This window comes from Burkholderia sp. CCA53, from assembly GCF_001685525.1.
GTDB lineage: Bacteria > Pseudomonadota > Gammaproteobacteria > Burkholderiales > Burkholderiaceae > Burkholderia > Burkholderia multivorans.
Genome location: NZ_BDDJ01000001.1, coordinates 2,283,492 through 2,308,707, shown reverse-complemented (window position 1 = coordinate 2,308,707; position 25,216 = coordinate 2,283,492). Strand labels below are relative to the sequence as shown.

General features: G+C 67.6%; 25 protein-coding genes. 14 read left to right on the top strand and 11 right to left on the bottom strand.

Annotated elements, in window-relative coordinates; all coding sequences use genetic code 11:
• The first annotated feature begins 12 nt into the window (after positions 1 to 12).
• Both kdsB and adk read left to right on the top strand, forming a co-directional pair.
• Positions 13 to 804, top strand: a complete 792-nt coding sequence (gene kdsB, locus BCR55_RS10730) for a 3-deoxy-manno-octulosonate cytidylyltransferase (protein ID WP_065494544.1) — start codon at positions 13 to 15, stop codon at positions 802 to 804.
• A 207-nt stretch (positions 805 to 1,011) separates the two neighbouring features.
• Positions 1,012 to 1,674 carry an adenylate kinase gene (gene adk, locus BCR55_RS10725; protein WP_006398497.1) on the top strand — a complete coding sequence of 221 codons (663 nt, stop codon included), beginning with the start codon at positions 1,012 to 1,014 and terminating at the stop codon, positions 1,672 to 1,674.
• Positions 1,675 to 1,742: 68 nt separating this feature from the next.
• On the opposite strand, the gene BCR55_RS10720 is transcribed toward adk, so the two are convergent.
• Together BCR55_RS10720 and murJ are read right to left on the bottom strand one after the other, a co-directional pair.
• Positions 1,743 to 2,585, bottom strand: a complete 843-nt coding sequence (locus tag BCR55_RS10720; RefSeq protein ID WP_006406420.1) for a SirB1 family protein — start codon at positions 2,583 to 2,585, stop codon at positions 1,743 to 1,745.
• 8 nt (positions 2,586 to 2,593) lie between these two features.
• Positions 2,594 to 4,144: a murein biosynthesis integral membrane protein MurJ gene (gene murJ / locus BCR55_RS10715; protein WP_059940164.1), complete on the bottom strand. Its 1,551-nt coding sequence runs from the start codon at positions 4,142 to 4,144 to the stop codon at positions 2,594 to 2,596.
• Between the two features lie 304 nt (positions 4,145 to 4,448).
• On the opposite strand from murJ, the gene rpsT reads away from it, so the two are divergent.
• Together rpsT and BCR55_RS10705 are read left to right on the top strand one after the other, a co-directional pair.
• Positions 4,449 to 4,721, top strand: a complete 273-nt coding sequence (gene rpsT, locus BCR55_RS10710) for a 30S ribosomal protein S20 (protein ID WP_006398494.1) — start codon at positions 4,449 to 4,451, stop codon at positions 4,719 to 4,721.
• Between the two features lie 159 nt (positions 4,722 to 4,880).
• Positions 4,881 to 6,203, top strand: coding sequence for an IS4 family transposase (locus tag BCR55_RS10705; RefSeq protein ID WP_065494898.1), 1,323 nt, complete (start codon positions 4,881 to 4,883; stop codon positions 6,201 to 6,203).
• Between the two features lie 95 nt (positions 6,204 to 6,298).
• On the opposite strand, the gene BCR55_RS10700 is transcribed toward BCR55_RS10705, so the two are convergent.
• Positions 6,299 to 6,619, bottom strand: a complete 321-nt coding sequence (locus BCR55_RS10700; protein WP_035488618.1) for a DUF3579 domain-containing protein — start codon at positions 6,617 to 6,619, stop codon at positions 6,299 to 6,301.
• 414 nt (positions 6,620 to 7,033) lie between these two features.
• Here BCR55_RS10700 and argF point away from each other — a divergent pair, with 414 nt between their 5' ends.
• The gene (gene argF / locus BCR55_RS10695; protein ID WP_012212838.1) at positions 7,034 to 7,963 is read left to right on the top strand and encodes an ornithine carbamoyltransferase; all 930 of its coding nucleotides are present in this window, start codon (positions 7,034 to 7,036) and stop codon (positions 7,961 to 7,963) included.
• A 126-nt stretch (positions 7,964 to 8,089) separates the two neighbouring features.
• Here the strand turns inward: argF and murB are convergent, their stop codons facing one another.
• Positions 8,090 to 9,139: a UDP-N-acetylmuramate dehydrogenase gene (murB, locus tag BCR55_RS10690; RefSeq protein ID WP_065494543.1), complete on the bottom strand. Its 1,050-nt coding sequence runs from the start codon at positions 9,137 to 9,139 to the stop codon at positions 8,090 to 8,092.
• A gap of 142 nt (positions 9,140 to 9,281) precedes the next feature.
• Here murB and BCR55_RS10685 point away from each other — a divergent pair, with 142 nt between their 5' ends.
• Positions 9,282 to 9,767 carry a YajQ family cyclic di-GMP-binding protein gene (locus BCR55_RS10685; protein WP_060113674.1) on the top strand — a complete coding sequence of 162 codons (486 nt, stop codon included), beginning with the start codon at positions 9,282 to 9,284 and terminating at the stop codon, positions 9,765 to 9,767.
• 63 nt (positions 9,768 to 9,830) lie between these two features.
• On the opposite strand, the gene plsY is transcribed toward BCR55_RS10685, so the two are convergent.
• Both plsY and BCR55_RS10675 read right to left on the bottom strand, forming a co-directional pair.
• The gene (gene plsY, locus BCR55_RS10680) at positions 9,831 to 10,469 is read right to left on the bottom strand and encodes a glycerol-3-phosphate 1-O-acyltransferase PlsY (RefSeq protein WP_012212836.1); all 639 of its coding nucleotides are present in this window, start codon (positions 10,467 to 10,469) and stop codon (positions 9,831 to 9,833) included.
• 172 nt (positions 10,470 to 10,641) lie between these two features.
• Positions 10,642 to 11,133, bottom strand: coding sequence for an aminoacyl-tRNA deacylase (locus BCR55_RS10675; RefSeq protein ID WP_039219817.1), 492 nt, complete (start codon positions 11,131 to 11,133; stop codon positions 10,642 to 10,644).
• 230 nt (positions 11,134 to 11,363) lie between these two features.
• Here BCR55_RS10675 and BCR55_RS10670 point away from each other — a divergent pair, with 230 nt between their 5' ends.
• Positions 11,364 to 12,923 (top strand): class I adenylate-forming enzyme family protein, encoded by a 1,560-nt coding sequence (locus BCR55_RS10670; RefSeq protein WP_065494542.1) that lies wholly within the window; start codon positions 11,364 to 11,366, stop codon positions 12,921 to 12,923.
• A 132-nt stretch (positions 12,924 to 13,055) separates the two neighbouring features.
• On the opposite strand, the gene xerD is transcribed toward BCR55_RS10670, so the two are convergent.
• From xerD to queG, 3 genes are all read right to left on the bottom strand, one after another.
• Positions 13,056 to 14,006 carry a site-specific tyrosine recombinase XerD gene (gene xerD / locus BCR55_RS10665; RefSeq protein ID WP_065494541.1) on the bottom strand — a complete coding sequence of 317 codons (951 nt, stop codon included), beginning with the start codon at positions 14,004 to 14,006 and terminating at the stop codon, positions 13,056 to 13,058.
• Positions 14,003 to 14,473, bottom strand: a complete 471-nt coding sequence (locus BCR55_RS10660) for a methylated-DNA--[protein]-cysteine S-methyltransferase (RefSeq protein ID WP_006406429.1) — start codon at positions 14,471 to 14,473, stop codon at positions 14,003 to 14,005. Before BCR55_RS10660 ends, xerD begins: the two co-directional genes overlap by 4 nt.
• A 104-nt stretch (positions 14,474 to 14,577) precedes the next feature.
• The gene (queG, locus tag BCR55_RS10655; RefSeq protein ID WP_065494540.1) at positions 14,578 to 15,792 is read right to left on the bottom strand and encodes a tRNA epoxyqueuosine(34) reductase QueG; all 1,215 of its coding nucleotides are present in this window, start codon (positions 15,790 to 15,792) and stop codon (positions 14,578 to 14,580) included.
• A gap of 17 nt (positions 15,793 to 15,809) precedes the next feature.
• On the opposite strand from queG, the gene tsaE reads away from it, so the two are divergent.
• Together tsaE and BCR55_RS10645 are read left to right on the top strand one after the other, a co-directional pair.
• Positions 15,810 to 16,364, top strand: a complete 555-nt coding sequence (tsaE, locus tag BCR55_RS10650) for a tRNA (adenosine(37)-N6)-threonylcarbamoyltransferase complex ATPase subunit type 1 TsaE (protein WP_065494539.1) — start codon at positions 15,810 to 15,812, stop codon at positions 16,362 to 16,364.
• Complete coding sequence (locus BCR55_RS10645) at positions 16,346 to 17,863, top strand: N-acetylmuramoyl-L-alanine amidase (RefSeq protein ID WP_006406432.1); 1,518 nt, start codon at positions 16,346 to 16,348, stop codon at positions 17,861 to 17,863. The genes tsaE and BCR55_RS10645 overlap by 19 nt, the downstream gene beginning before the upstream one ends.
• A 43-nt stretch (positions 17,864 to 17,906) precedes the next feature.
• On the opposite strand, the gene BCR55_RS10640 is transcribed toward BCR55_RS10645, so the two are convergent.
• Complete coding sequence (locus tag BCR55_RS10640) at positions 17,907 to 18,785, bottom strand: EamA family transporter (protein WP_175403825.1); 879 nt, start codon at positions 18,783 to 18,785, stop codon at positions 17,907 to 17,909.
• Between the two features lie 177 nt (positions 18,786 to 18,962).
• Here BCR55_RS10640 and BCR55_RS10635 point away from each other — a divergent pair, with 177 nt between their 5' ends.
• Together BCR55_RS10635 and trxA are read left to right on the top strand one after the other, a co-directional pair.
• Complete coding sequence (locus BCR55_RS10635) at positions 18,963 to 19,844, top strand: pirin family protein (protein WP_065494537.1); 882 nt, start codon at positions 18,963 to 18,965, stop codon at positions 19,842 to 19,844.
• Between the two features lie 52 nt (positions 19,845 to 19,896).
• On the top strand, positions 19,897 to 20,745 hold the full coding sequence (gene trxA, locus BCR55_RS10630; protein WP_006406435.1) for a thioredoxin: 849 nt from the start codon (positions 19,897 to 19,899) through the stop codon (positions 20,743 to 20,745).
• 142 nt (positions 20,746 to 20,887) lie between these two features.
• Here trxA and tcdA read toward each other — a convergent pair whose 3' ends face one another.
• Entirely contained in the window at positions 20,888 to 21,745 is an 858-nt protein-coding gene (gene tcdA, locus BCR55_RS10625; protein ID WP_006410798.1) for a tRNA cyclic N6-threonylcarbamoyladenosine(37) synthase TcdA, read from the bottom strand.
• A 126-nt stretch (positions 21,746 to 21,871) separates the two neighbouring features.
• Between tcdA and pdxH the strand changes: the two genes are divergently transcribed.
• The 3 genes from pdxH to BCR55_RS10610 all read left to right on the top strand — a co-directional run bounded on the left by pdxH (position 21,872) and on the right by BCR55_RS10610 (position 25,185).
• Entirely contained in the window at positions 21,872 to 22,516 is a 645-nt protein-coding gene (gene pdxH, locus BCR55_RS10620; RefSeq protein WP_006406437.1) for a pyridoxamine 5'-phosphate oxidase, read from the top strand.
• A gap of 117 nt (positions 22,517 to 22,633) precedes the next feature.
• Positions 22,634 to 23,854, top strand: coding sequence for a cyclopropane-fatty-acyl-phospholipid synthase family protein (locus tag BCR55_RS10615; RefSeq protein WP_006410800.1), 1,221 nt, complete (start codon positions 22,634 to 22,636; stop codon positions 23,852 to 23,854).
• A 23-nt stretch (positions 23,855 to 23,877) separates the two neighbouring features.
• Positions 23,878 to 25,185 carry a DUF72 domain-containing protein gene (locus BCR55_RS10610; RefSeq protein WP_053296903.1) on the top strand — a complete coding sequence of 436 codons (1,308 nt, stop codon included), beginning with the start codon at positions 23,878 to 23,880 and terminating at the stop codon, positions 25,183 to 25,185.
• Positions 25,186 to 25,216 lie beyond the last annotated feature (31 nt).

Genomic DNA, 25,216 nt, shown 5'->3' with positions numbered 1-25,216 from the left:
CGCCCGATTCCGATGACTCATCCGCAACCCTTCATCGCCGTCATCCCTGCCCGGCTCGCGTCGACGCGCCTGCCGAACAAGCCGCTCGCCGATCTCGGCGGCAAGCCGATGGTCGTGCGCGTGGCCGAGCGCGCGCGCGAAGCGGGCGCGCAGCAGGTGCTGGTCGCGTCCGACGCTCAGAGCGTGCTCGACGCGGCGTGCGAACACGGCTTCGACGCGGTGCTCACGCGCGCCGATCATCCGTCCGGCACCGACCGGCTCGCGGAAGTCGCGGCCGCGTGCGGCTGGCACGACGACACGGTGGTCGTCAACGTGCAGGGCGACGAGCCGCTGATCGATCCCGCGCTGGTGCGCGACGTTGCGTCGCATCTCGCCGCGCATCCGGCCTGCGCGATCGCGACTGCCGCGCACCCGATTCACGACGCGGCCGACGTGTTCAACCCCAACATCGTGAAAGTCGCGCTCGACGCGCAAAGCGTCGCGCTCTACTTCTCGCGCGCACCGATTCCATGGAGCCGCGACGCCTATCAGCCGCACTGGCCCGACGTCGCCGCGATGCCGGCCCCGGCCGCGCCCGTCTATCGGCACATCGGCCTGTACGCCTATCGCGCGCGTTTCCTGCGCACCTATCCGTCGCTCGCGCAGGCGCCGATCGAGCAGGCCGAGCAGCTCGAACAGCTGCGCGCGCTGTGGCACGGCGAACGCATCGCGGTGCTCGTCACCGAGCGCGCGCCCGCGGCCGGCGTCGATACGCCGGCCGACCTCGCGCGGGTGCAGGCCCTTTTTCGGCCGGATTCAAAATAACCCATGGCATAATCGGGCGATTGTGCGAGCCGTCTGCGACCTGCGCGTGCTCGCTTGCTCCCGCCGCGGCCCCTGCCGGCAGCCGCGCGTCGCCCGATCGACGCGCCGCGTCAGACCGGTCCGCCGCCGCGCCGCGCAAGCGCCGTGCACGCTGTCGCCGACACCGTCGCGTCTCGCCATACGAATCTACATACCGGAGATATCATCATGCGTTTGATCCTGTTGGGCGCGCCCGGCGCGGGAAAGGGCACCCAGGCAAACTTCATCAAGGAAAAGTTCGGCATCCCGCAGATCTCGACCGGCGACATGCTGCGCGCGGCCGTCAAGGCCGGCACGCCGCTCGGCGTCGAAGCGAAGGGCTACATGGACGCCGGCAAGCTCGTCCCGGACGCGCTGATCATCGGCCTCGTGAAGGAACGTCTGAAGGAAGCGGACTGCGCGAACGGCTATCTGTTCGACGGCTTTCCGCGCACGATCGCGCAGGCCGACGCGATGAAGGAAGCGGGCGTCGCGATCGACTACGTGCTCGAGATCGACGTGCCGTTCTCGGAAATCATCGAACGGATGAGCGGCCGCCGCACGCACCCGGCGTCGGGCCGCACGTATCACGTGAAGTTCAATCCGCCGAAGGTCGAAGGCAAGGACGACGTGACGGGCGAGCCGCTGATCCAGCGCGACGACGACAAGGAAGAAACCGTGAAGAAGCGCCTCGAGGTGTACGAGGCGCAGACCAAGCCGCTGATCACGTATTACGGCGACTGGGCGAAGCGCGGCGAGGAAAACGGCCTGAAGGCGCCGCAGTATCGCAAGATCTCCGGTCTCGGTACCGTCGAGGAAATCCGCGAGCGCGCATTCGACGCGCTGAAGTAACCGGCGCGCATACGTTGCGCCACGCAAGCCGCCCTTCCGGGCGGCTTTTTTTGCGCGTTTGTGCCGCATCAGTCTTCGGCGTCGCGCTGCATCCGCTGCCGCAACTCGCTGACCTGCGACTCGACGACGGTCGCGTCTTCGGCGTCCGGCCGCTCGCCGAGATACTGTTCGAGATCCTCGAGCGCGGGGCGCAGATAGTCGAGCCGCGCATACGCGAAGCCGCGATCGCGCACCTCGTCGACATGATCGGGCAGCAGGATCACGAGCCGCTGCTGGACCGCGAGCAGCCGCTGCCAGCGTTCCGTCTGCAGATAGATCGTCTTCAGGTTGCGCAGCATCCGCGCGATGATCTCGCGGCTCGTCGCCGGCTGCAGCAGCGCGCGCAACGCGCTGTCGACGGCGCCCGCCGCACGCGCGACGTACGGCTCGAGCATCTCGACCATCTCGGCTTCCGACAGCGAATGGCCGTTGGTCGGATCGATGATGAGGTCGCCGTCCGGCAGCGTCACGCGCAGCAGGAAATGACCGGGAAACGACACGCCGCGCGCCGGCACGCCGATCTGCTCGGCCAGTTCCAGATACAGCACCGACAGCGAGATCGGAATCCCGCGCCGCCGCTTCAGCACCGCGTTCAGGTGGCTGTTATCGGGGTCGTAGTAGTCGTTGTGATTGCACGCGAAGCCGAGTTCGCGAAAGAAGAAGTCGTTCAGCGCGACGACGCGGTGCTTCAGATCCGCATCGTCGGCGAGCCGGCGCCGCAGCCGCGCGGCGAGCATGTCGATCTCGGCGAGCGTGCCCTGCAGATCGAGGTCGGGGTACGCGTCCTGCGCCAGCGACAGCGCGGCTTCCGTGACGGGCAGGCTCTCGTCGTCCGCCACGAGCGTGCTGAAGTAGTCGAGGACGCGGGTCATAGCGGTCGTCACTTGGCGCGCCTTCTGAAGTAAGCGTATTTGAAGCCCATCAGCCACAACATACCGAAATATAGTGCAGCGAACAGCACGAGGCACGCGCCCATCAGCACGATGCGCTCGAGCGGCTGCGTGCGCATGCCGGTCCAGTCGAAGCTGATCGAGAACCAGTGCATCAGCCCCGCCAGCACCAGCGACGCGCCGACGAGCTGCACGAAAAAGCGCAGCCAGCCCGGCGACGGCTGGTAGATCCCGCGGCGGCGCAGCCCGAAGAACAGCAGCAGCGAGTTCAGGCACGCGCCGACGCCGATGCTGAGCGTAAGCCCCGCGTGCCCGATCAGCGGCACGAACACGTAGTTCGACAGCTGCGTGACGATCAGCACGCCGACCGCGATCTTCACCGGCGTCTTGATGTCCTGCTTCGCGTAAAAGCCGGGCGCGAGAATCTTGATCAGGATGATGCCGATCAGCCCGATGCCGTACGTCGCGAGCGCGCGCGCGACCATCGTCACGGTGTGCGCGTCGAACTTCCCGTAATTGAACAGCGTCGCCGTCAGCGGCGTCGCAAAGAAGAACAGCGCGAGCGCGCTCGGCGCGGCAAGCAGGAACGTGACGCGCAGCCCCCAGTCGAGCAGCGCCGAATATTCGTGCGCATCGGCGTCGACGTGCGCCTTCGACAGGCTCGGCAGCAGGATCGTGCCGAGCGCGACGCCGAGCAGCGCCGTCGGGAACTCCATCAGGCGGTCCGCATAGTTGATCCACGACACGGCGCCCTGCCCGAGCCGCGACGCGATGTTCGTGTTGATGATCAGCGACAGCTGCGCGACCGACACGGCGAAGGTCGCGGGCACCATCTTCGCGAGCACGCGCTTCACGCCGCGGTGACGCAGCGCGCGCAACGGGTTCAGCCCGATCAGCGGGACCATGTCGATCTTCTTCAGGCCCGGCAACTGCACGAGGAACTGCAGCACGCCGCCGGCGATCACGGCCCACGCGAGCGCGAACACCGGCACCTTCAGGTGCGGCGCGACGAACACCGCCGCGACGATGAACGCGACGTTGAGCAGCACGGGCGCGAACGCGGGCAGCGAGAAGCTCTTGTACGTGTTCAGCACGCCGGACGCGAGTGTCGTCAGCGAAATGAACACGATGTACGGAAACATGATGCGCGTCATCGTGACCGCGAGCGGGAACGCCTGGCCGTCGGTGCGCAGGCCCGAGGCGACCGCGAACACGACCCACGACGCGCCGGCGATCCCGACGATCGACAGCACGGCGAGCGCCCACGCGAGCACGGTCGACATCGCGTCGACGAGCGCCTTCGTCGCATCGTGGCCCTGCTGGTTCTTGAACTCGGCGAGGATCGGCACGAACGCCTGCGAGAACGCGCCTTCGGCGGACAGCCGGCGCAGCAGGTTCGGAATGCGGAACGCGACGTAGAACGCGTCGGTGTATTGACTGGCGCCGAACGCACGGGCGATCAGCGTCTCGCGGGCCAGTCCGGTCACGCGCGACAGCAGCGTGAAGCCGCTGACCGTCAGCAGGGCTCGGAATAGATTCATGGGGCGCTTATTATACGGACGTTGCGCGACCGGACGCGGCGCGATGCCGAAAACGCGCCGCGCCGCCGGCGCCCGTGTCCGGCGGGATTACGCCGAACTTGCCACGCGCTTGATTTTGTTGCTATAATCGCCGGTTTCTGAGCCTGTTACATGCACGGCGGCTGCCGTTTCCATGTCTCGGCCTCGGTTAAAATCACCGTTTTTTTATGCGCCCCTGGGCAATCGTTCTCAGGGGACGGATCGAAAAGCAGCGCTTGGCCGTCAGGCTCCAAGCTCTGGAAACAGGACAGGATAAGGAACCGTCATGGCTAACTCCGCACAAGCACGCAAGCGCGCCCGCCAGGCCGCGAAGGCAAACTCGCACAACTCGGCGCTGCGCTCGAAATTCCGTACCGCGATCAAGGCTGTTCGCAAGGCCGTCGACGCCGGCGACCAGGCAAAGGCTGCCGAGCTGTTCAAGGCTGCCGTCAAGACGATCGACACGATCGCCGACAAGAAGATCGTTCACAAGAACAAGGCCGCTCGCAGCAAGAGCCGCCTCGCCGCAGCCGTCAAGGGCCTGCAGGCAGCAGCGTAAATTCCGGCGTGCCCGCCTCGTGCGGGCACTCCTGTTTCCTGCGATCGCAAAAAAGCCCGCTTCGGCGGTAATGCCGTTCAGTTAAGCAACTGAACGGCATTTTTGTTTTGGGGAAGGAGTGGTTGTAAACGCTGCTCTGAGATGTTAACTTTTGGCGCGATGCTGACCGACCACCTGACCTTCATGCTCGATGCCGAACCTACCGACCTGAGCCGGTTGGCGGAGCATCTTCCCCATGCATGGATCGAACAGGCCATCGAAGCGACAGGCACGGCGAGCATTCGTCGCCGTCGCTTGCCGGCTGAACAGGTGGTCTGGCTGGTGATCGCGCTGGCGATCTATCGTCATTGGTCAGTCAGCGAAGTGGTGGACAGTCTGGAACTGGTGCTGCCCAACGAGACCACGTTCGTCAGCAAGAGCGCCGTCACCCAGGCCCGGCAGCGCTTAGGCCACGCCCCGATAGCTTGGCTGTTCGAGCAAACCGCGCAAGCATGGTGCAAGCAGGATGGTGCGCGCCATGCCTTCAAAGGGCTTAGCTTGTGGGCCATGGATGGCACCACGCTACGCACGCCGGACAGTGCCGCGAATCGGGAGCATTTCGGGTCCCAAAGCTACGCGAGCGGCAAGGTGGCCAGCTACCCGCAGGTGCGGGCCGTCACGCTGACCTCGATCCCGACGCATCTGGTAGCAAACATTGCGTTTGGCCGCTACGACACCAACGAGATGATCTACGCCAAGAATCTGCTGGCGCAGATTCCCGACCATTCGCTCACGGTCTTCGACAAAGGCTTCCTGGCAGCCGAGATCCTGTGCGGCCTGAGCTCGGGCGAACGCAATCGCCACTTCCTGATTCCGGCAAAGTCCAATACGCGTTGGGAGGTACTGTCGGGCAAACCGGACGATGCATTGGTGCGCATGCGCGTCTCGCCTCAGGCTCGGCAGAAATGCCCCGATCTGCCGGAGTGGTGGACGGCGCGTGCAGTGCGCATTCAAGATGCACAGGGGCGGGAACGTGTACTACTGACGTCGTTGACCGATCGGCGCCGCTTCAAGTTGGCCGATCTGGTTGCTTGCTACGAGCGGCGCTGGCAGATCGAGACCAGCTATCGCGAACTGAAGCAGTCCATGCTCGGTAGCGAACTGACCCTACGTAGCCGAACCGTCGACGGCATCTACCAAGAGATCTGGGGTGCGCTGATCGCTTACAACCTGATTCGCCGCGAAATGGCTTGCGCCGCCTTCGAGGCCAAGTGCGAACCGACCGAACTGAGCTTCGTTCGCTCGTTCCATCTCATCCAGCACGAGATGATGTGGGCTGCACGCACGCCTGCCTTCGCCAAGCTGCCCGCCGTGCTCAAGCGACTTCGCGAACACCTCAAGCTGCTCATCAATGTAAAACGGCCTGATCGCAAATGCGATCGGGCCGTCAAGTCCCGTCCTGCTCGTTATGCCGTCCGGTTCCTCAGAAAGAACCTTAACTGAACGGCATTACCGCTTCGGCGGGCTTTTTTGCGTGGGCGCTGCATACCTGCGCGGTGTCATGCAATACCGCAACAGGCGCGGCGCGCCCGTGCGCCTCACTTCTTCTCGTTATAGTCCGGCAGTTCGCACGCCTCGGTCACGACGAGATTGTTGTCCTTCGCGAAGTTCATCACGAAATCGAAGGCCATCGGCTCGACATCGCGCAGCCGCGAGTCGAGGATCACGCATTTGGTGTCGCCGAGCAGCGTCGGGCGCACGTAGAGCGAGTACTGGAGACGCGCATTCGGCCCGCTCGCCCCTGGCCCGAAACAGGACATCACGCCGGCCAGACGTTCCGACCAGTCGCTCGGGCGAAACTTTTTCCCGTCTTTCGTGACGCCCTGGATGAAGTATTCGGTCGGGGGGGTTTCAGCCATGTGGTTACCCAAGTGACGGCCCGGCGATACCCACGCGACAGTGCGTGAGCACGCGAACACAAAGCTGGAATCGACGCCGCTCGCGCGTGCCGGCGCGCCGAAAAACGGGCGATCGACACGTGCGGCCGGCACGCCGCACGGGATTTGTGCAGCGCACGGCTTGTGTCCGGCAGAACCGCGAAACGGCTTGCGTGCCGGGCTGGAGAAAACTTCGAAATTATACCGCAGCGCGCCATCGCGCGTCGTTTCGCCGCCCCTGCCGGACAGCGGGCCGCGCTGCGCCGCGATCGATCCCCGTTCGCCTGCGCGGCTCGTCAAAGCACGGAAAATCCTTTATGCTGCTTTGAGTTATTCACATCCGACGGCGGCGCCGTCCGGCGTCGCCGCCGGGTGAAGCCCGCCGTATTTCGTTTCATGACCGCCAAAACCATTCGTCACTACCTGCAGTTCAAGGATTTCTCGCTGGAAGACTACGAGTACGTGCTCGAACGCACGGGTATCCTGAAGCGCAAGTTCAAGAACTACGAGACCTACCATCCGCTGCACGACCGCACGCTCGCGATGATCTTCGAGAAGAGCTCGACGCGCACGCGCCTGTCGTTCGAAGCGGGGATCTTCCAGCTCGGCGGCCACGCGGTATTCATGAGCACGCGCGACACGCAGCTCGGCCGCGGCGAGCCGGTCGAGGATTCCGCGCAGGTCATCTCGCGGATGGTCGACATCATCATGATCCGCACGTTCGAGCAGGACATCATCCAGCGCTTCGCGGAAAACTCGCGCGTGCCGGTGATCAACGGGCTGACCAACGAATACCATCCGTGCCAGGTGCTCGCCGACATCTTCACGTACTACGAGCACCGCGGCCCGATCGCCGGCAAGACGGTCGCATGGGTCGGCGACGCGAACAACATGCTCTATACGTGGATTCAGGCCGCGCAGATCCTCGGCTTCAAGCTGCGCCTGTCGACGCCGCCCGGCTACGCGCTCGACATGAAGCTCGTGTCGCCCGACAGCGCACCGTTCTACGAGGTGTTCGACGATCCGAACGAAGCATGCAAGGGCGCCGATCTCGTCACGACGGACGTCTGGACGAGCATGGGTTTCGAGGCCGAGAACGAGGCACGGATGAAGGCGTTTGCCGACTGGTGCGTCGACGAGGAAATGATGGGCCACGCGAATCCGGACGCGCTGTTCATGCACTGCCTGCCCGCGCATCGCGGCGAGGAAGTGACGGCCGGCGTGATCGACGGCCCGCAGAGCGTCGTGTGGGACGAAGCGGAAAACCGCCTGCACGTGCAGAAGGCGCTGATGGAGTTCCTGCTGCTGGGCCGCCTCAAGCACTGAACGCAGCCGCTGCGCGGCCTGCGCCGCGCGCATCGCATGAAAAACGCCGATCGTCCGATCGGCGTTTCCTTTTGTACGGCACGGGAAACCGGCGCGCCGGCCGCAGTCGGCCGGGATCCGTCCGCACTACAGGCAGACCGGCTCGGGCTCGAGCTCGACGCCGAACTGCGTGCGCACGTCGTGCTGGATCGCGCGCGCGAGCGCGAGCACGTCCGCGCCCGTCGCGCCGCCGCGATTGACGAGCACGAGCGCCTGCCGCTCGTGCACGGCCGCCGCGCCGAGCGCGCGCCCTTTCCATCCGCAGCGGTCGATCAGCCAGCCCGCCGCGAGCTTCACGCGGCCGTCCGGCTGCGGATACGACACGATGCCCGGCGCGCGCGCATGCAGCGCGTCGAACTGCGCGCGATCGATCACCGGATTCTTGAAGAAGCTGCCCGCGTTGCCGAGCTCGCGCGGATCGGGCAGCTTCGCGCGCCGGATCGCGACGACCGCATCGAACACGTCGCGCGGCGTCGCCGCGTCCGGCGAGATGCCGCGCGCATCGAGTTCGCGCGTGACGTCCGCATAGCCGAGCCGCGGCGTCCAGCGTTTCGGCAGCCGGAACGTCACCGATACGATCGCGAAGCGCCCGCGCCCGTCGCGCTTGAAAAAGCTGTCGCGATAGCCGAACGCGCAGCGCGCGGCGTCGAAACGCTCGCTGCGCCCCGTCGCGAGTTCGATCGCGACGAGTGAATCGAAATACGCGTTCATTTCGAGGCCGTACGCGCCGATGTTCTGGATCGGCGCCGCGCCGACGGTGCCCGGGATCAGTGCGAGGTTCTCGAGGCCCGCCATGCCCTGCTCGAGCGTCCAGCCGACGAACGCATGCCAGTTCTCGCCGCCGCCTGCTTCGACGTACCACGCGTCGTCGTCGTCGCGCACGACCCGGCGCCCGGCGATTTCATCGAGCAGCACGAGGCCGTCGAAGTCGCGTGTGAACACGACATTGCTGCCGCCGCCGAGCACGAGATGCGGCAGCGTCGCGACGCGCGCGTCGCGATGCAGCGCCTCGAACTGCGCGGGATGTGTGATGCGCGCGGCATAGCGCGCCCTCGCGTCGATGCCGAACGTGTTGTGCGCGGCGAGCGGATGGTCGGGGAGCAGCGACAGGGCGGATTCGTCAGGAGGCATCGGCATTCGCTCGCGTCCGCCCGACGGGCCGCACGGCGCGGCCTTGGGCAAACGGAAGGGCATCGGTAAAATGGCAAACAGTCCGCAATTATAGCGAGTGCCCGCGCGCCGGCCGGGCACCGTGCCTCAAGTCTCAAGGGAGAATGCCATGCCATCGTTCGACGTCGTTTCCGAAGCGAACATGATCGAAGTGAAGAACGCCATCGAGCAGTCGAACAAGGAAATCTCGACGCGCTTCGACTTCAAGGGCTCCGACGCGCGCGTCGAGCAGAAGGACCGCGAGCTGACGCTGTTCGCCGACGACGATTTCAAGCTCGGTCAGGTGAAGGACGTGCTGATCGGCAAGATGGCCAAGCGCAACGTCGACGTGCGCTTCCTCGATTACGGCAAGATCGAGAAGATCGGCGGCGACAAGGTCAAGCAGGTCGTCACGGTCAAGAAGGGTGTGACGGGCGACCTCGCGAAGAAGATCGTGCGGCTCGTGAAGGACAGCAAGATCAAGGTCCAGGCCAGTATCCAGGGCGACGCCGTGCGCGTGTCCGGCGCGAAGCGCGACGATCTGCAGAGCGTGATCGCGATGCTGCGCAAGGACGTGACCGATACGCCGCTCGACTTCAACAACTTCCGCGACTGACCGGTCGCGAGACGGGCGCCGGCACGCTGCTGCCTGCAGCACGCGGGCGCCCTTCCCGCTGCATTACGCTTTCCCGCCGTCCTGCGCGTTGCCGTTCGCGGCCGCCTTCTTCTTGTCGCCGATCCGGCTCTCCTCCCCCGCCAGCAGTTTCGCGATGTTGCCGCGATGACGCCACACGAGCAGCACGCTCATCGCGAGCACCGCCCATGCGATCGGATTGTGATTCGTGCCGAACAGGAACACGTCGAACAGCGGCGCGAACACGGCCGCGACCAGCGCGGCGAGCGACGAATAGCGGAAGAAGAACGCGATGATGAGCCAGGTGAGCGCGGTGGCGAGCCCGAGCACCGGATGAACGGCGAGCAGCACGCCGGCTGCGGTCGCGACGCCCTTGCCGCCCTGGAAGCGGAAGAACACCGGATACAGGTGGCCGATGAACACCGCAATCGCGACCCACGCGATCGCGACGTCGGGCAGGCCGTAACGGCGCGCCAGCCACACGGCGATCCAGCCCTTGAACGCATCGCCGATCAGCGTCAGGATCGCGGCCTTCTTGTTGCCGCTGCGCAGCACGTTGGTCGCGCCGGGGTTCTTGGACCCGTACGACCGGGGATCGGCGAGGCCCATCGCGGCGCTGACGATGACGGCAAACGACACCGAGCCGATCAGGTAGGCAATGAGGGCGGCGAGCAGGATCTGCATGCGGGAAACTCTTCTTTCAACGTATCGGTGAAGGGACGGCTCGCGCGCGGCGGCCGCGCGATGCGACGCAGGCGCAGCAGTGCGGACCGCCGGCCGGCGCCGACGCGGCGCGGCGAGCCGAAACGGCGCCCATTCTACCGAACGCGCGCGACCTGCCACGAAGGTGAAACCCTCAGTCGACGCTCGCGCACTGCACGGGCTTCGCGCCGAGCAGCGCCGTCAGCACCGACGGCGCGATGCTCACGAGATAGCCGCGGCGGCCGCCGTTCAGGTAGATCGTCGGCAAGTCGAGAATCGTCGACTCGACGTAGACCGGCATCGGCTTGCGCGTACCGAACGGCGACGTGCCGCCGACCAGATAGCCGGAATGACGGTTCGCGACCTCCGGCTTGCAGGGCTCGACGCGCTTCGCGCCGATCTGGCGCGCGAGATTCTTCGTCGACACCGTGCGATCGCCGTGCATCAGCACGATCAGCGGCTTCGCATGCTCGTCTTCCATCACGAGCGTCTTCACGACGATGTGCTCGTCGACGCCGAGCTGCCGCGCCGATTCGCCGGTGCCGCCGTGTTCGACGTATGCGTACGGATGCTCGCCGAACGCGACGCCGTGCCGGCGCAGCAGCTGGGTCGCCGGCGTTTCTGATACGTGTCTCGATTTGCTCATGGCGGCATTCTAATGGCGAACGGCGCGCGACGAACCGCCGGCGCGCGCCGGGCTATACTCGCGGCCCGCTGCGCGGCGCACGGCACGCATCGGTCCGCTCATGATCGTTGCGAATCGCGCGAAGCGCCATTGACCGAACGGCCGATTGTGGCGCGCGCGCCGTCATGGCACGATCGTTCGCATTCTCATGCCGCCGCGCCGATGCCGCCGGCCCCTTTTCCGGAGACGCCATGACTTCATCGATCCGTTCACCCGAGCCCGACGTCGACGCGCTGCTCGCCGCGCTGCCGCCGCGCATCGCCGACGTGCCCGCGCGCTGGGCCGCCCAGGCGCCCGAGCGGCCCGCGCTGATCGAGGACGCGCGCCGGCTCTCGTACGCCGAGCTCGCGCAGGCCATCGATGCCGTCGCGTCGCGGCTCGCGGCGCTCGGCGTGCGCGGTGGCGACCGCGTGATGATCGTGGCGGAAAACAGCGTCGCGCAGGTCGTGCTGCTGTTCGCGGCCGCGCGCATCGATGCGTGGGCGCTCGTGTCGAACGCGCGGCTGTCGGCGGCCGAGCTCGACGCAATCGCCGCGCACGCGCGCCCGAAGCTGACCGCGTTCGTCACCGACACGTCGCCCGACGCTCGCGCGCATGCCGCGCGGCACGAGGCCGCGCGTGCCGATGCACTGCCCGTCGACATCGGCGCGTGGTCGTATCGGCTCGACGCGCACGCCGGCAGCGAACCGGTGGCCGCCGACGGCGCCGCCCAGTGCGCGGCGCTGATCTATACGACCGGCACGACCGGCACACCGAAAGGCGTGATGCTATCGCACCGCAACCTGCTGTTCATCGCGGCGATGTCGAGCACGCTGCGGCGCGTGTCGCCGGACGACATCGTCTACGCGGTGCTGCCCGTGTCGCACGTGTATGGGCTCGCGTCGGTCTGTCTCGGCAGCCTCTATGCCGGCGCGACACTGCGGCTCGCGCCCCGTTTTTCGCCCGAAGCCGTGCGCGTCGCACTGGCGGACGAGCGCGTGACGATCTTCCAGGGCGTGCCCGCGATGCATGCGAAGCTGATCGAGCACCTCCACACGCACGGCCATGCGTGGCATGCGCCGCGGCTGCGCTTCGCGTATTCGGGCGGCTCGCCGCTCGACGCGGCGCTGAAGGCGCGCGTCGAGCGCGTCTACGGCATCCCGCTGCACAACGGCTACGGCATGACCGAAAGCAGCCCGACGATCACGCAGACGCCACTCGATGCGCCGCGCGCCGACTGCTCGGTCGGCATGCCGATTCCCGGCATCGAGATGCGCATCGTCGGGCCCGACGGTGCCGACGTGCCGCGCGGCGAAGTCGGCGAGATTCGCGTGCGCGGGCCGAACGTGATGCTCGGCTACTACCGCAACGTCGATGCGACGCGCGCGGCCGTGTCGCCGGACGGCTGGCTGAGCACCGGCGATCTCGCGCGGCAGGATGCCGACGGCGCGGTGACGATCGTCGGCCGCAGCAAGGAGCTGATCATCCGCTCGGGCTTCAACGTGTATCCGGTCGAAGTCGAGCAGGTGCTGAACGCGCATCCGGACGTCGTGCAGGCCGCAGTGATCGGGCGCCCCGTCGAAGGCAACGAGGAAGTGCTCGCGTTCGTCGAGCTGGCGCCGGGCGCGACGGCAACCGACGCGACGCTGCACGCGTGGTGCGCGGAGCGGCTCGCGCCGTACAAGCGCCCTGCGCGCATCCGCGTGCTCGATGCGCTGCCGGCCGCGTCGACCGGCAAGGTGCTCAAACACAAGCTGCGCGAACTCGCATGATGCGGGCGCATGCGCGCGCGACGGTGCGCGCGGGCGGTCGTCAGGCTTTCTCGTACGGCCGCCGCCCGCCGTGCGCACCGGTGCCGGAGCGGGAGCCCGCGTGCAAGCCCCAGCCCGAGCGCAAGCCTGCGTTCAGCCGCGCGGATGATGCTGCGCGTGCAGCGTGCGCAGGCGCTCGCGAGCGACGTGCGTATAGATCTGCGTGGTCGAGATGTCCGCGTGACCGAGCAGCAGCTGCACGACGCGCAGGTCCGCGCCGTGGTTCAGCAGATGCGTCGCGAACGCGTGCCGCAGCGTGTGCGGCGACAGATGCGCACGCACGTCCGCCTGCTGCGCGTGGCGCTTGATGATGTTCCAGAACTGCTGACGCGTCATGCCGTCGCCGCGCGCCGTCACGAACAGCGCGTCGGCCGCGCGCGCGCCGAGCAGCGCGGGCCGCGCCTCGCGCAGGTAGCGTTCGATCCAGCCGTGCGCGACCTCGCCGAACGGCACGAGCCGCTCCTTCGAGCCCTTGCCCATCACGCGCACGACGCCTTCGTTGAGCCCGACCTCGACCGTCTTCAGCGTGACGAGCTCACTCACGCGCAGCCCGCTCGCATACATCAGCTCGAGCATCGTGCGATCGCGCAGCCCGAGCGGTGTCGCGATGTCGGGCGCGCCGAGCAACGCTTCGACCTGCGCCTCGGACAGTGTCGACGGGAATCGCGCCGCCTGCTTCGCGGACGCGATGCGCAGCGTCGGATCGGCGCTCGCGCGATGCTCGCGCACGGCCCAGCCGTAATAGCGGCGAAACACCGACAGCCGCCGGTTCGACGACGTCGCCTTGCCGTCGCTGCGGGCGGCGATATAGCCGGTCAGCATCGTTTCGTCGGCCGCGTCGAGCGCCGCGTCGTGCGTGGCCGCGAGCCATTGCGAAAACAGCGTCAGGTCGCGCCGGTACGCATCGAGCGTGTTGCGCGCGAGCCCGTGCTCGAGCCACAGCGCATCGCAGAACAGGTCGATCGACGCGCGGCTCGCGAGCAGCGCGGGCGACGGCGCGGCGGCACCGTCATCGGCTTCGGCAGAAAGCAGCGGTTCGCTCATCGGTACGGCACGCCCTCGTGCGCCAGCAGCCAGCGCTTCACTTTCAGGTAATAGCCGTCGTCGTCGTGATTCGCGAAGCCGCCGAGCCCGCTCGCCGCGACGACGCGGTGACACGGGATCACCAGCGGAAAATAGTTCGCGCCGCATGCCTGGCCGACCGCGCGCGGCGCGCTGCCGATCCGCTTCGCGACCTGCCCGTACGTCAGCACGGTGCCAGGCGGAATATCGCTGATCACGTCCCACACGCGGTGCTGGAATGCGCTGCCGACCGGTGCGAGCGGCAGGTCGAAACGGGCGGACGCGCGCTCGAAATACCGCTCGATCTGCTCGGCCGCGCGCTTCGCGAGCGGCGTGTCCGGCGCGACGGACTTCACCGATTCGGGCAGATAGACGATTTCGCGCACCGCGGCCGCATCCGTGCGGATGCCGACCTTGCCGAACGGCGCGTCGATTACTGCGTTGAACATGGCATTCTCCTCACCGTCGCCGGCGCCAATGCGACGCGCATCCCGCCGGCCAAGGCCGTCGCGCACGCGTCGCGCTCACGCGCCGACGACACTTTACGCCGCCTTCACGCGGCACGCAGCGCCCACTCGACATGTTCGCGCACGATCGGCGACGGATCGTCGGCGCGCGCGCGCAGCGCGGCCACGATCGCATCGCGCGCCTCGGGCGCGAGCCGCTGCGCGGGCGCGCGCAGCGCATTGCCGAGCCCGACCGCGAGATTGCGCAGCCAGCTTTCGTAGCCGATGCGGCGGATCGCGCTGCCCTGCATCCGCGTGTCGAATTCGCCGGCATCCCAGCCGAACAGCTCGACGAGCGTCGCGCGATCGAGCCCGTGCCGCACATCGAAGTCGGCCACCGGCGCGGCCTGCGCGAACTTGTTCCACGGACACACGAGCTGACAGTCGTCGCAGCCGTACACGCGATTGCCGATCAGCGGCCGCAGCGGCTCGGGAATGCTGCCCTTCAGCTCGATCGTCAGATACGAAATGCAGCGGCGCGCGTCGACGCGATACGGCTCGACGATCGCGCCGGTCGGACACGCGTCGATGCAGCGCGTGCAACTGCCGCAATGCGCGCCGGGCGACTCGGGCGCCGCGTCCGGCGACGTCTGTGCGTCGGTCGGCAGCGGAATGTCGACGTAGATCTCGCCGAGGAAGAACAGCGAACCCGCATCGCGCTGCAGCAGCAGCGTGTGCTTGCCGCGCCAGCCGACCCCGGCCTTCTGCGCGAGCTCGACTTCGAGCACCGGCGCCGAATCGGTAAAGACGCGATGGCCGAATGCGCCGATCTCGCGCTCGATGCGCTCGGCGAGCGTCTGCAGCCGGTTGCGCAACACCTTGTGATAATCGCGGCCGCGCGCATAGATCGACACGACGGCCGCCTGCGGATCGTCGAGCCGCGCGCGTTCGCGTGCGCGCCAGTCGGACACGCCGGAGGCGTCGCCGGCCAGCGTATCGGCCGGCAGATAGGCAAGCCGCGCGGAGATCACGCGTCGCGTGCCGGCCACAAGTTCGGCCGGCCGCGCGCGTTTCATCCCGTGTTTGGCCATATAATCCATCTCGCCGTGGCAACCGGCTTCCAGCCAGGCGGCGAGGCCTGCTTCGGCATCCGAGAGATCGGTGTCGCTAATCCCGATCGCCCCGAAACCCAATTCGCGCCCCCACGCCCTGATGCGCGCGGCGAGCGCAGTCAACGCCGCATCGTCGAGCGCGCACGACGCCGCGCCTTCGTCACGAGTCGAAGTTCGGTCGGATGCGGCGAGTTCCGGTAATCGGTTCATCGCACTATTTTACGAGAATGCCAGCCACGCCCAGCCATCCGTCCCATGCCGTCACGCTGCCGGCCCCGCTCGCCGCGCGCGTGATCGCGCTGGCCGACGAAGCGGCGACCGAGGCGTTCGGCATCCGCTTCGCGCACGCGCTCGACGCGGCGCGCAGCGAACTCGCACGCGCCCACGCGTTCGACGGGCTGCAGATCCAGCTCGTCGGCGATCTCGGCGCCGGCAAGACGACCCTCGTGCGCGCGATCCTGCGCGGCCTCGGCCACCGCGGCCGCGTGCGCAGCCCGACCTATACGCTCGTCGAACCGTACGCGCTCGAACGCGACGACGGGGAACTCGAGGTCTATCACTTCGATCTGTATCGATTCAACGATCCGGCCGAATGGTCCGATGCAGGCTTTCGCGAATATTTCAATTCCAGCGCGATCTGTCTCGTCGAATGGCCGCAACAGGCGGGCACCCTGCTCGGCGTGCCCGATCTGGTCTTCTCGCTCGACGTGGACGGCGACGGCCGCGCCCTCACCGTCCGGGCGTATAGCGCTTCAGGAAACGCATGTCTCGAAAGATGTTGATCAAACCGTTCCGCTCGATCGAATCGGCGGCCACCGCGACGCACAACTGGCGGCGCCGTCAGATTCTTTGCGCGGGCGCCTCCACGCTGGTGCTCGGCCTCGTCGCGCCGCGGCTCGCGCACGCGTCGTCGGTGCTCGGCGTGCGCGTGTGGCCCGCACGCGATTACACGCGCGTGACGATCGAATCCGATCAGCCGCTGCAGAATAGCCAACAGCTGCTGCAGGGTCCCGACCGGCTCGTCGTCGACCTGACCGGCCTCGAACTCGACCAGGCGCTGCGCGACCTCGTGTCGAAGATCGCGCCGAACGATCCGCAGATTCAATCGGTGCGCGTCGGCCAGTATCAGCCGCACGTCGTGCGCATGGTGTTCGACCTGAAAGGCTCGGTGAAGCCGCAGGTGTTCACGCTGCCGCCGGTCGGCACCTACAAGTACCGGCTCGTGTTCGATCTGTATCCGGCCGTCGCGCCCGATCCGCTGACCGACCTGATCGCGCAGACCGAACGCAAGGAGCAGGCGTTGAACGATGCGGCGCGCGCGCAGCAGATGCAGCCGCCGACCGCGCTGAACGGCCCGGCGGCCGCGCCCGCGCCGAGCGACAACAGCGACGCGTTCTTCCAGCGCTTCGCGCAGAACACGCCGGCTGCGCCGCACACGCCGCCGGCCGCGCCTTCGGCGCCCGCGAAGCCGGCCGTCAAGCCGCCGCCCGTGATCGCGCGCCGCGACGACGGCGACGACGACGCCGATGCCTACAAGTTCACCGCGCCGAAGTCCGGCAAGGGCAGCACCGTGCGGCTGCTGACCGTCGCGATCGATCCGGGCCACGGCGGCGAGGATCCGGGCGCGATCGGCGGCGCCGGCACGTACGAGAAGCACATCGCGCTCGACATCGCGAAGAAGCTGCGCGCGAAGATCGATGCCGCGCCGAACATGCGCGCGATGATGACGCGCGACGCCGACTTCTTCGTGCCGCTGAACGTGCGCGTGCAAAAGGCGCGCCGCGTCGGCGCCGATCTGTTCGTGTCGATCCACGCCGACGCATTCACGACGCCGTCCGCGCGCGGCTCGTCGGTGTTCGCGCTGTCGGATCACGGCGCGTCGAGCGCGGCCGCGCGCTGGCTCGCGAACAAGGAGAACGCGTCCGATCTGATCGGCGGGATCAACATCAAGACGCAGGACGCGGCGGTGAGCCGCGCGCTGTTCGACATGTCGACCACGGCGCAGATCCGCGATTCGCTGCGCTACGGCAACTACGTGCTGAAGGAAGTCGGCAGCATCAACAAGCTGCACAAGGGCTCGGTCGAGCAGGCGGGATTCGCGGTGCTGAAGGCGCCCGACATTCCGTCGATCCTCGTCGAGACCGCGTTCATCAGCAACCCGGACGAAGAGCGCCGGCTCAACGACGACAGCTATCGCGACCAGATGGCCGACGCGATCTTCCGCGGCATCAAGCGCTACTTCGCAGCGAATCCGCCGCTCGCGAAGAACCGCATGGCCTGACGGCCGCATCGCCGCCGGCACGTCACGCGCGTGCCGGCGCGCCTCACGACGCCGCGAAGCGGCGCATCAGCTTCCCGCCGAAGACGTTCACCGCGAGCCCGCCCATCACGAGCGCCGCGCCGATCAGCTGCGCAGACGTCAGGTGCTCGTCGAGCAGCAGCGCGGACGATGCAAGCCCGACGATCGGCACCAGCAGCGAAAACTGCGCGACCTGCGCGGCCGGATAGCGCGACATCAGACGGCTCCAGAGCCCGTACCCGAGCAGCGTCGCAACGAACGCCAGATAGACGACCGCGAAGATCGACGAGACGTTGAGCGCGGCCAACGCGGCGCCGATTCGCTGCGGCCCTTCGAACCACAGCGACAGCACGAAGAACGGCACGGGCGGCACGAGGCTCGCCCAGACGACGAGCGACACGAGATTCGCGTTGCCGACCTTCTTCGTGACGATATTGCCGAACGCCCACATCGCCGCCGACGCGATCGTCAGCAGGAAACCGGCGAGCGTCATTGCGCGGCCGCCCTGCGATGCAATCACGACAAGCCCTGCGGCGGCGATCGCGAGACCGATTAGGTTCTGCACGCGCAGGCGCTCGCCGAGAAACAGCATCGCGAACACGAGCGTGAAGAACGCCTGCGACTGCAGCACGAGCGACGCGAGGCCGGCCGGCATCCCGACGTACATGCCGGTGAACAGAAACACGAACTGGCCGAGCTGGATCGTCGCGCCGTACAGCACGAGCATCCGCCACGGAATCTGCGGACGGCGCACGAAGAACACGGCCGGCACGGCCGCGAGCGTGAAGCGCAGCGCGCCGAGCAGCATCGGCGGCATCCCGTGCAGGCCGACCTTGATCACGACGAAGTTCACGCCCCATGCGAGGATCACGACCAACGCCAGCAACAAATCCTTCGGGGCCATCATCGGCGTCTCCTCGCGTGTCGAATGTCGTTCCGAAACGGCGAGTCTAACCGCGTTCGCGTGCGGCCCGCTCCGATACCCGCGTGGCGCGCGTGGAATCGCATCGGTGCGCAAGACGTGCGAATCGGCGCCGGCCGGTACAATGGTCCGCATCTTCGCCGCCCCACAGGACTCGCCATGACCGCCCCGATCCATGCCCTGCTGAAGCCGCACGTGCGCGACGTCGGCAACCTGCAGGTGCGCCGCACGCTGCCCGCGCTCGCCGCGCGGCTCGTCGGCCCGTTCATCTTCTTCGATCACATGGGGCCGGCCACGCTGCCGCCCGGCACCGGCCTCGACGTGCGGCCGCATCCGCACATCGGCCTGGCGACCGTCACCTACCTGTTCGACGGCGCGATCCTGCACCGCGACAGTCTCGGCTCGCTGCAGGAAATCGTGCCGGGCGACGTGAACTGGATGACGGCCGGCCGCGGGATCGTGCACTCGGAACGCACGCCGGCCGCGCAGCGCGCGAGCGGCCACACCCTGCACGGGATCCAGACCTGGGTCGCGCTGCCGCGCGCGCATGAAACCGTCGAGCCGTCGTTCGAGCACCATGCGGCCGACACGCTGCCGAAGCGCACCGAAAACGGCGTGTCGCTGACGGTGATCGCCGGCGACGCGTTCGGGCTGCGTTCGCCCGTCACGACGTTCTCGCGCACGCTCTACGTCGCGGCCGAGTTCGCGGCCGGCGGCCGCCTCGCGCTCGACGCGTCGCACGAGGAGCGCGCGGTGTATGTGGTGGACGGCGATCTCGCGATCGACGGCACGCCGCTTGCGGCCGAGCAGATGGCCGTGCTCACGCCGGGCGCAAACGTCACGCTGACGAGCGACGGCGGCGCACGCGCGATGCTGCTCGGCGGCGACCGGATCGACGGCGAACGCTTCATCGAATGGAACTTCGTCGCGAGCAGCCGCGACGCGATCGAGCGCGCGAAGCTCGCATGGACGCGCCAGGAGATGGGCAAGGTACCGGGCGAAACGGAATGGATTCCGTTACCGGAATCGAAGCCGCGTTGAAAAGCGCGCAAGCTGCCCCCAATCTGACGACATCCGAACCGCAGGGAACGACATGGACACCACGCTAGCCACTTTCGAAAGAGACGTCATCGAGGCGTCGCTGGACACGCCCGTGCTGGTCGACTTCTGGGCGCCGTGGTGCGGCCCGTGCAAGACGCTCGGCCCGCTCCTCGAAAAGCTCGAACGCGATTACGCGGGCCGCTGGAAGCTCGTGAAGGTGAACGTCGACGAGAACCAGGAACTCGCCGCGCATTTCCAGACGCGCAGCATTCCGCACGTGATCGCGTTCGCCGATGGTCGCCCCGTCGACCAGTTCATTGGCGTGCTGCCGGAAGGCCAGTTGCGCGCGTTCCTCGACCGGCTGCTGCCGGCGCCCGAAGAAGCCGAGCGCCGCGCCGCGCAGATCGCGATCGCGGAAGCGCGCTTCGACGACGGGCTCGCGCACCTCGAAGCGGCGCTCGCGCTGAACCCCGGTTTCGACGATGCGCGGCTCGACCTGATCGAATTGCTCCTCGCGAGCAACCGGATCGACGACGCGCGCGCGGAAGCCGAGCGGCTGTCGCCGCAAACGGTGCAGGGCGCCGATCCGCGCTATCAGGCCATCAAGACCCGTTTCGACGCGCTCGACGCAACGGCCGACCTGCCGCCGACCGACGCGCTCGAAGCGCGCATCGCGGCGAATCCCGGCGATCTCGACGCGCGTTTCGATCTCGCGCAAAGCCTGATCGCGCGGCGCGCATACGAAGGCGCGCTCGAGCAGCTGCTGGAAATCGTCACGCGCGACCGCACGTATGGCGACGACCTCGGCCGCCGCACGATGATCTCGGTGTTCGAGCTGGCCGCCGACCGGCCGGATCTCGTCGCCGCGTGGCGACGCAAGCTGAGCATGGCGCTCAACTGAGCGCGGCAGGCGGGAAGCCGGGCGCCGCAGCGGCCGACCTTCTGCTTGCGCGCACGCTGCTCCTGCGCTGTTCGCACGCACCGCCGTCGCGCGGCGTGTGCTCGCTCCCGGCCGGCGCGCAACGCCGGCGCCCTCTCCCCTGCTACCCCGCCGCGCGCGCTGCGATCGCGCGCAACGCATGCGCGGCCGCCGCGAACCCGAAGCTCGCCGTCACGCAGACGCTCGAACCGAATCCCGCGCAGTTCAGCCCCGCCACGTGCGCGGCCGTCGACGGCTCCGCGCCGTCCTCGATATCGCACGCGGGCGCGTCCGGATAGATCAGCGGCTCGTCCGAATAAACGGCGCTGACCTTGAAGCGCGCCTTGGGCCCGCGCGGAAAGCCGTGCTGCTTGCGCAGCTGCGCGCGCACCTTCGAGAGCAGCGGATCCTGGATCGTCAGCGCGAGATCGTCGATGCGAATGCGCGTCGGGTCGAGCTGGCCGCCCGCCCCGCCGACCGTCACGAGCGGCTGCCCTTTCGCGACGCACCATGCGATCAGCGCGACCTTCGTGCGCACGCTGTCGATCGCATCGATCACGTAGTCGAAGCCGCCGCCGAGCAGCGCGTCGAAGTTGTCCGGTTCCGCGAAATCCTCGATGCGGTTCACGCGGCAGGCGCGATCGATCAGCGCGATGCGCTCGGCCATCGCATCGACCTTCGGCTTGCCGTAATTGCCGTCGAGCGCGTGGATCTGCCGGTTGGTATTGCTCTCCGCGACGTTGTCGAGATCGATCAGCGTCAGCGTACCGATCGCGCTGCGCGCGAGCGCCTCGGCCGTCCACGAGCCGACGCCGCCGATGCCGATCACCGCGACATGCGCGCGCTCGAACGCAGCGAGCGCCGGTGCGCCGTACAGCCGCGCGATGCCGCCGAAGCGCCGCGCGCGATCCGCGTCAAGCTGGATCGTCGGGCTCGGGGTAAGATCGGAGAAATTCGGCGGGACGGTGTCGGCGGCTGACATGAAGAAAGGAAAACGTAAGTCGTACAGCCTCTATTTTGCCTGATCTCCCCGCCGCGACGCGCCGCTGTGCACGCACGATTCTTCCGCGTTCGCTATACTGGCCCCCGATTGAAGCGTTTGCATAACATGACGACTCTCGCCGATCTCCGCATCAACTATTCGCGCGCTTCGCTCGACGAAGCCGATGCCGCCCCCGATCCGTTCGCCCAGTTCGACCGCTGGTTCAACGAGGCGCTCGCCGCCAAGCTTCCGGAGCCGAACACGATGACGCTCGCGACTGTCGGTGCCGACGGTCGGCCGTCGGCGCGCATCGTGCTCGTCAAGGGCGTCGACGAGCGCGGGTTCGTCTTCTTCACCAACTACGAAAGCCGCAAGGGCCGCGATCTCGCTGCGCATCCGTACGCGGCGCTGCTGTTCTACTGGATCGAGCTCGAGCGCCAGGTGCGCATCGAAGGCCGCGTCGAGAAGACGAGCGCCGACGAAAGCGATCGCTATTTCGCCTCGCGTCCGGTCGGCTCGCGCATCGGTGCATGGGCGTCCGAGCAGAGCGCCGTGATCGACAGCCGCGCGACGCTCGAAGCGCGCGAGAAAGCATTCAGCGAGCGCTACGGCGACGACCCGCCGCGCCCGCCGCACTGGGGCGGCTACCGCGTCGTGCCCGATACGCTGGAATTCTGGCAGGGCCGCCCGTCGCGGCTGCACGATCGTCTGGTCTACACGCGCGATGCCGCGGCACCGCACGGCTGGACGATCTCGCGACTGTCGCCGTAAGCGCGGCGCCGGCGTGCCGCCGGCCGCATCACGTGTTGCATCCGGGCGCGTCGCGGCGCGGCGCGCCGGTCAAGATACTTGGCTGTATTCGATTCAACGAACAAACGGAGAATCCAAATGTTCTGGGAAAAGAAGCTGGCACAGTGGGCGGACGAAGTACGGGCGAAGGCGAACATACCGGCGCGCCTCGTGCTGTGGAATGGCGAACAACTCGATTTCGGCAATTTCAGCGCGCCGCAGGTCACGCTGAAGGTCAACAACGCGTCGGCGCTGCCGCTGCTGCTCGAACCGAGCCTCGACAATCTCGGCGAGGCGTACGTGAAGGGCAAGATCGACATCGAAGGCAAGCTGTCGGACATCATCAACATCGGCTATTCGCTCGCGCGCAGCACCGTCACGAGCGCGAGCAAGCTCGCGCGCGTGAAGCGCTACTTCAATCACACGAAGAGCACCGACAAGAAGGCGATCCAGTACCACTACGACGTGTCGAACGAGTTCTACAAGCTGTGGCTCGACGAGAACATGGTGTATTCGTGTGCGTACTTCGAGAACGGCGACGAGGATCTCGGCACCGCGCAGATCAAGAAGATCGACCACATCCTGACGAAGATCCGCCTCGAGCCCGGCCAGCGGCTGCTCGACATCGGCTGCGGCTGGGGCGCGCTCGTGCTGCGCGCCGCGCAGAAATTCGGTGCGCAGTGCGTGGGCGTCACGCTCTCGCAGAACCAGTTCGATCTCGCAACCGAACGCGTGAAGGCGGCCGGCCTGGAGGATCGCATCGAGATCCGCCTGCAGGACTATCGCGAGATCGAAGGCCAGTTCGATCGCATCACGAGCGTCGGGATGTTCGAGCACGTCGGCCGCAAGAACCTGCCGCTGTACTTCTCGCGGATCCGCGAACTGCTCGTCGACGACGGCATCGCGATGAACCACGGCATCACGTCGACCGACGCGGAAAGCGGCGAAACGGCGCTCGGCGGCGGCGAATTCATCGACCGCTACGTGTTCCCGGACGGCGAGCTGCCGCACATCAGCCTCGCGCTCGAAGCGGCGCAGCGCGGCGGCCTCGAGGCCGTTGACATCGAAAGCCTGCGGCGACACTATGCGCGCACGCTCGAGATCTGGACCGAGAACTTCGAAGCGAAGGCCGACGAGGCGCGCAAGCTCGTCGACGACGAAAAATTCCGCATCTGGCGCGTCTATCTGGCCGGCTGCGCGTATGCCTTCGAACACGACGACGTGTCGATCTTCCAGATCGTGTGCCGCAAGGCCGGACGCAGCGCGAAAACGCTGCCGTGGTCGCGGCGCTATATGTACGAACATGCGCTGCCGCGCTAGGCGGCGCTTCACACAGGGCATGCATGGGTGACGGCAGCACGCGGCGCAGCAGCACGCCGCAGCGACGGCAAGACGAAGCGCACGACGCGCGCGCCGACGGGCAGTTCGATCTGTTCGGCGCGCTGCCGTCGCCGGACGATGCGCACGCGTCGTCACACGACGCAGCCGATACCGACGATGCACGGGCGCACGCGACGCGCGCGCCGCGTGCGCCGAAGCCTGCCCGACCGAGCGCCGCATCCGACGCGGGCAACGCCGCACGCGACGACGAAGCGGCCGCACCGCCGTCTACCGGCATGCTCTGGGACGATCCCGCGCCGCCGCCCGAACCGCGCAAGCGCGCGCGACGACGCGGCGTGCCGCCTGCGCCGGTCGCGCCCGAGGTCGCCGCCGCGGCCGCCGCATTGCCGCCGAACGTGCGGCTCGGCACGTCGTCGTGGTATTTCCCCGGCTGGAACGGCATCGTCTTCGACGGCGATTTCGCGCAGACGAAGCTGTCGCGCGAAGGACTCGAAGCGTACGGCGCGCATCCGCTCCTGAAAAGCGTAAGCCTCGACCGATCGTTCTACGCGCCGCTGTCCGTCGCCGACTATCTGCGCTACGCCCAGCAGGTGCCCGACGATTTCCGCTTCGTCGTGAAGGCGCCCGCGTCGGTCACCGATGCGGTCGTGCGCGGCCATCGCGGCGAGCCGTCCGGACCGAATCCGACCTTCCTCGATGCGTCGCTCGCCGCCGACGAGTTCGTGCGTCCGTGCCTCGAAGGACTCGGCAAGAAGGCGGGCGTGCTCGTGTTCCAGTTCTCGCCGCTGCCCGACCGGTTGCTGGCCGAGCCGGCCGCGCTGATCGAGCGGTTGTCGGCGTTCTTCGCGGCACTGCCGCCGTTGCCGCCCGAGGCAGACGGTCCGCGCTACGCGATCGAGATCCGCGACGCGAGCCTGCTCACGCCGCGCTTCATCCGCACGCTCGCCGCGCACGGCGTGCGCTACTGCGTGGGCCTGCACGCGCGGATGCCCGATCCGCTGCGCCAGGCAGCCGCGCTCGCGCTGCTCGACGGCGACGCACCGGGGCCGCTGATCGTGCGCTGGAGCCTGCACGGCGGCTTCAAGTACGAGCAGGCGAAAGCGAAGTACGAACCGTTCGACAAGCTCGTCGACGAAGATCCGGCCACGCGGTCGGCGCTTGCCGAACTGGCCGCCCGCTATGCGCTCGCCGGGCAGCCGGTGATCATCACGATCAACAACAAGGCCGAAGGCTCCGCGCCGCTGTCGTGCATCGCGCTCGCGCGGGAGATCGCGGCGGCCTGCGCGCGCTGGCGCAGCGAAGCCGCGTAGCGCGAGCGCGCCACGCGACAACGGTACGCAG

Excerpts from the sequence above, each read along its gene's own strand:
- kdsB (WP_065494544.1), top strand. The coding sequence starts at position 13 with ATGACTCATCCGCAACCCTTCATCGCCGTCATCCCTGCCCGGCTCGCG.
- adk (WP_006398497.1), top strand. The coding sequence starts at position 1,012 with ATGCGTTTGATCCTGTTGGGCGCGCCCGGCGCGGGAAAGGGCACCCAG.
- BCR55_RS10720 (WP_006406420.1), bottom strand. The coding sequence starts at position 2,585 with ATGACCCGCGTCCTCGACTACTTCAGCACGCTCGTGGCGGACGACGAG.
- murJ (WP_059940164.1), bottom strand. The coding sequence starts at position 4,144 with ATGAATCTATTCCGAGCCCTGCTGACGGTCAGCGGCTTCACGCTGCTG.
- rpsT (WP_006398494.1), top strand. The coding sequence starts at position 4,449 with ATGGCTAACTCCGCACAAGCACGCAAGCGCGCCCGCCAGGCCGCGAAG.
- BCR55_RS10705 (WP_065494898.1), top strand. The coding sequence starts at position 4,881 with ATGCTGACCGACCACCTGACCTTCATGCTCGATGCCGAACCTACCGAC.
- BCR55_RS10700 (WP_035488618.1), bottom strand. The coding sequence starts at position 6,619 with ATGGCTGAAACCCCCCCGACCGAATACTTCATCCAGGGCGTCACGAAA.
- argF (WP_012212838.1), top strand. The coding sequence starts at position 7,034 with ATGACCGCCAAAACCATTCGTCACTACCTGCAGTTCAAGGATTTCTCG.
- murB (WP_065494543.1), bottom strand. The coding sequence starts at position 9,139 with ATGCCGATGCCTCCTGACGAATCCGCCCTGTCGCTGCTCCCCGACCAT.
- BCR55_RS10685 (WP_060113674.1), top strand. The coding sequence starts at position 9,282 with ATGCCATCGTTCGACGTCGTTTCCGAAGCGAACATGATCGAAGTGAAG.
- plsY (WP_012212836.1), bottom strand. The coding sequence starts at position 10,469 with ATGCAGATCCTGCTCGCCGCCCTCATTGCCTACCTGATCGGCTCGGTG.
- BCR55_RS10675 (WP_039219817.1), bottom strand. The coding sequence starts at position 11,133 with ATGAGCAAATCGAGACACGTATCAGAAACGCCGGCGACCCAGCTGCTG.
- BCR55_RS10670 (WP_065494542.1), top strand. The coding sequence starts at position 11,364 with ATGACTTCATCGATCCGTTCACCCGAGCCCGACGTCGACGCGCTGCTC.
- xerD (WP_065494541.1), bottom strand. The coding sequence starts at position 14,006 with ATGAGCGAACCGCTGCTTTCTGCCGAAGCCGATGACGGTGCCGCCGCG.
- BCR55_RS10660 (WP_006406429.1), bottom strand. The coding sequence starts at position 14,473 with ATGTTCAACGCAGTAATCGACGCGCCGTTCGGCAAGGTCGGCATCCGC.
- queG (WP_065494540.1), bottom strand. The coding sequence starts at position 15,792 with ATGAACCGATTACCGGAACTCGCCGCATCCGACCGAACTTCGACTCGT.
- tsaE (WP_065494539.1), top strand. The coding sequence starts at position 15,810 with ATGCCAGCCACGCCCAGCCATCCGTCCCATGCCGTCACGCTGCCGGCC.
- BCR55_RS10645 (WP_006406432.1), top strand. The coding sequence starts at position 16,346 with ATGTCTCGAAAGATGTTGATCAAACCGTTCCGCTCGATCGAATCGGCG.
- BCR55_RS10640 (WP_175403825.1), bottom strand. The coding sequence starts at position 18,785 with ATGGCCCCGAAGGATTTGTTGCTGGCGTTGGTCGTGATCCTCGCATGG.
- BCR55_RS10635 (WP_065494537.1), top strand. The coding sequence starts at position 18,963 with ATGACCGCCCCGATCCATGCCCTGCTGAAGCCGCACGTGCGCGACGTC.
- trxA (WP_006406435.1), top strand. The coding sequence starts at position 19,897 with ATGGACACCACGCTAGCCACTTTCGAAAGAGACGTCATCGAGGCGTCG.
- tcdA (WP_006410798.1), bottom strand. The coding sequence starts at position 21,745 with ATGTCAGCCGCCGACACCGTCCCGCCGAATTTCTCCGATCTTACCCCG.
- pdxH (WP_006406437.1), top strand. The coding sequence starts at position 21,872 with ATGACGACTCTCGCCGATCTCCGCATCAACTATTCGCGCGCTTCGCTC.
- BCR55_RS10615 (WP_006410800.1), top strand. The coding sequence starts at position 22,634 with ATGTTCTGGGAAAAGAAGCTGGCACAGTGGGCGGACGAAGTACGGGCG.
- BCR55_RS10610 (WP_053296903.1), top strand. The coding sequence starts at position 23,878 with ATGGGTGACGGCAGCACGCGGCGCAGCAGCACGCCGCAGCGACGGCAA.